The organism is Streptococcus sp. A25 (assembly GCF_043674095.1).
Lineage (GTDB): Bacteria > Bacillota > Bacilli > Lactobacillales > Streptococcaceae > Streptococcus > Streptococcus suis_V.
Genome location: NZ_JBIMJO010000042.1, coordinates 1 through 1,007 on the forward strand (window position 1 = coordinate 1; position 1,007 = coordinate 1,007).

At 38.7% G+C, this 1,007-nt stretch carries 1 protein-coding gene; it reads left to right on the forward strand.

Translation table 11 applies throughout. The annotated features are described in order from the left end of the window. The first annotated feature begins 48 nt into the window (after positions 1–48). Positions 49–993, forward strand: a complete 945-nt coding sequence (locus ACHBID_RS11085) for an IS30 family transposase (RefSeq protein WP_248046595.1) — start codon at positions 49–51, stop codon at positions 991–993. Positions 994–1,007: the final 14 nt, after the last annotated feature.

The following is a 1,007-nucleotide window of genomic DNA, read 5'->3' on the forward strand; positions in this document are numbered from 1 at the left end:
GTTAGGCTCAGATAAACTACCACATTTGTCTGAAAGGAACTAACATAAATGACCTATACCCATCTTACCACAAATGAGCTCGTAATGATAGAGGCATACTACCAAGAAGGCGTAAAAATTGTAGATATTATGACATCTCTGGGGAGGTCAAAGCAGACTATCTATAATGTTATCAACTTTCTCAAAGACGGCCATTCCGCCTATGACTACTACGAACGCTATATAGCCAATAAGAAACGCTGTGGTCGGAGGAAAACAAGTCTTTCGCAAGCAGAAAAAGACATTATTCAAACTCATTTGGATTTAGATTGGAGCCTTGATGTCATCAAAGGAGCTTATTCGGATAACATTTCTTGCTCTATGAGAACTCTCTATCGACTGGCTGACCGTGGTATTTTCAAGAAAGAGGATTTCCCCTGGAAAGGGAAGAGAAAGCCAAATGGTCATAGTGAAAAACGAGGAAAACAAACGTTTCGCAGAGATTTACGTGAAAGGGCTGAACTCTATCCTGATTTTAATGCAGAATTTGGACACTTGGAAGGAGATACCATTGTTGGGGAAAAGCACAAAAGTGCGGTTATTACCTTGGTAGAACGCCTTTCAAAATCCATCATCACACTGAAAACCAAGGGACGAAAAGCAAGTGATATTGAGGCTGCCATCAATCAATGGCTGTCTCAACTTCCTAAACATCTCTTTAAGTCGATAACCTTTGATTGTGGGAAAGAGTTTTCTAATTGGAAGTCTATTTCGAATGCACATGACATTGATATTTTCTTTGCTGATCCAGGTTGCCCTGGGCAGCGAGGTCTAAATGAACACTCGAACGGTTTGTTAAGACGACACGGACTTCCGAAACAGATGGATTTTACTGATATTTCTCAGCAGTTTTTATCAGCTATAGCTGATAAAAGAAATAGAATCCCTAGAAAGTCTTTGAATTATCAAACACCTTACCAAGTTTTTCTGAGTTATATAAAAAGTCTAACTTAATTTGACAATTTAAA

Coding starts and splice junctions, on each gene's coding strand:
- ACHBID_RS11085 (WP_248046595.1), top strand. CDS start 49: ATGACCTATACCCATCTTACCACAAATGAGCTCGTAATGATAGAGGCA.